General features: G+C 47.7%; 1 protein-coding gene. It reads left to right on the top strand.

Features of this window, described 5'->3' with window-relative positions:
* The first annotated feature begins 163 nt into the window (after positions 1-163).
* Entirely contained in the window at positions 164-2,365 is a 2,202-nt protein-coding gene (locus tag B5F78_RS16345; RefSeq protein ID WP_087407242.1) for a S9 family peptidase, read from the top strand.
* Positions 2,366-2,548 lie beyond the last annotated feature (183 nt).

Raw genomic sequence — 2,548 nt, 5'->3', positions numbered from 1 at the left:
ATCTGACGAAGAACAGGAGCGAAAAGAACCAAAAAATCGCCCAAAGCACACACGAAAACAGATACATCAAGCCAAGAAAAACTTTTTGGAGAAATTCAAAACAGCTTCTAAGTATTTTTTCATACCTTTGCCGATATTACAACCATATAAACTATCAACTACAATGAAAAGACTACTTGCATTAAGCTGCCTGCTCGTGGCGTTCGTATGTGCATTCGCACAGCAGAAGGTAACGCTGCAAGACGTGGCTAACGGAACATACCGCCCCCAAAACATTTATGGCATCAAGCCGATGCTGGACGGTGAGCATTACACACAAATCAGTGCCGACCGGAAACGGATTGTGAAGTATTCGTTTAAAACCGGAAAAGAAGTGGAAAGCATATTCGATGTGGAAACCGCGCGCGATTGCCCCATCAAGTCGTTTGATGATTACATCATGTCGCCCGATGAAAAGCTGATTCTCATCCAGACCGAGACAAAGCCTATCTACCGCCGTTCGTTCACGGCAGAATATTACATTTATAATATAAGGAACAATACCATAGAACCGCTTTCGAAGAACGGGCCACAACAAGTACCGCTCTTTTCGCCCGACGGATTCCAAATCGCTTTTGTACGCGACAATAACATCTTCCTTGTCAAATTGCTCTTCGGCAATAGCGAGTCGCAAGTAACAAAGGACGGAGAATATAATAAGGTATTAAATGGTATTCCCGATTGGGTATACGAGGAAGAGTTCGGCTTTAACCGTGCTTTCGACTTCAGTGCCGATAGCAAGATGATTGCTTACATCCGCTTTGATGAAAGCCAAGTGCCGATGTTCAGCTTCCCGTGGTACAAAGGCATGGCGCCCGAACGCACGGAGTATGCCACATATCCCGGCACTTATACGTATAAATACCCCAAAGCCGGCGAAGTGAACTCGAAAGTGAGCGTACATACTTTCGATATCAAGAGCCATGTGACCCGTAAAATGGACCTTCCGCTTGATGCGGACGGTTATATTCCCCGCATTAAATTCACGTCAGACCCTGAGAAACTTGCCATTATGACCTTGAACCGCCACCAAAACCGGTTCAACGTGTACATGGCAAATCCCCGGAGTGCCATTTGCAAGAGCATCATCCGCGACGAATCGGAGCAGTACGTTAAGGAACAGGCATACAGCAACATCCGCTTCTATCCCGAAAACATTGTGCTGATGAGTGAGCGCGACGGATACAATCACCTCTATTTATATACAATCGGCGGAAATCTGGTGCGCCAGGTGACCAAAGGCGAGTTTGAAGTAAAAGATTTCTTGGGCTGGGACCAGAAGAACGATGTGTTCTATTACACCAGCAACGAGGAAAGCCCGCTCCGGAGTGCCGTTTACAAAATAGACCGCAAAGGAAAGAAAACGAAGCTTTCCACGCGGACGGGGACCAATACCGCTATTTTCAATACAAACTTGACTTATTACATCAATAAATACTCCAGCAAAGACACTCCGACCCTCATTACCATCAATGACAACCGGGGACGGGAACTGACCACCTTGCTTGATAATAGTAAACTGAAGGGGCAGCTTGCCACCCTGAATATGCCCCAGAAAGAATTCTTCACCTTCCGCACTACGGAAGGCGTAGAGCTGAACGGCTGGATGATGAAACCTGCCGGCTTCGACCCGAACAAGAAGTATCCGGTCATCATGCACCAGTACAGCGGTCCCGGCTCGCAACAGGTGTTAGACGAATGGGGCATCGGAAGCTTTAGCGACGGAGGCATGTTCGAAGCCTACATGGCAGACCATGGTTACATCAGCGTATGCGTGGACGGACGCGGTACAGGCGGACGAGGGGCTGCATTCGAGAAATGCACGTATCTTTTCCTCGGTGTAAAGGAATCGCACGACCAAGTAGAAACGGCACGCTATCTCGGCACCTTGCCTTATGTAGACGCCAACCGTATCGGAATCTGGGGCTGGAGCTACGGAGGATATACGACATTGATGTCAATGAGCGAAGGTACGCCGGTCTTCAAGGCTGGTGTGGCAATAGCCGCTCCCAGCGACTGGCATTTTTATGATACGGTATATACCGAACGCTTTATGCGCACTCCGAAAGAGAACGGCGACGGATACCGTGCCGGTTCTGCCATTCTCCGGGCACCGAAGCTTCACGGAAACCTGCTTCTGATACACGGTACGGCAGACGATAACGTGCATTATCAGAATTGTGCCGAATACAGCGAGGCGCTGGTACAGGCGGGCATCCAGTTTGATATGCAAATCTATACCAACCGCAACCACGGCATATCAGGAGGAAACACCCGGACACACCTGATGAACCGCGTAGCGAATTTCTTTATTGAAAACCTGTAATGTGATTTTCACCACAGATTACACAGATAAAAAAGGATTAAGAACTTGCCACAGAGAGAATACAGAGAAAAATATTTTTTAGAAGCTGTTTTGAATTTATCGTGCGATGATTTGGGATGAGTTTTTGAGGCATTTTCGCTTCTGTGATGAGGAAGATAGCGGGCTATCTGACGAAGAACAGGA

Source organism: Bacteroides sp. An279 (assembly GCF_002159615.1).
Classification (GTDB): Bacteria; Bacteroidota; Bacteroidia; order Bacteroidales; family Bacteroidaceae; genus Phocaeicola; species Phocaeicola intestinalis.
This window is presented reverse-complemented; position numbering and strand designations above follow the sequence as displayed.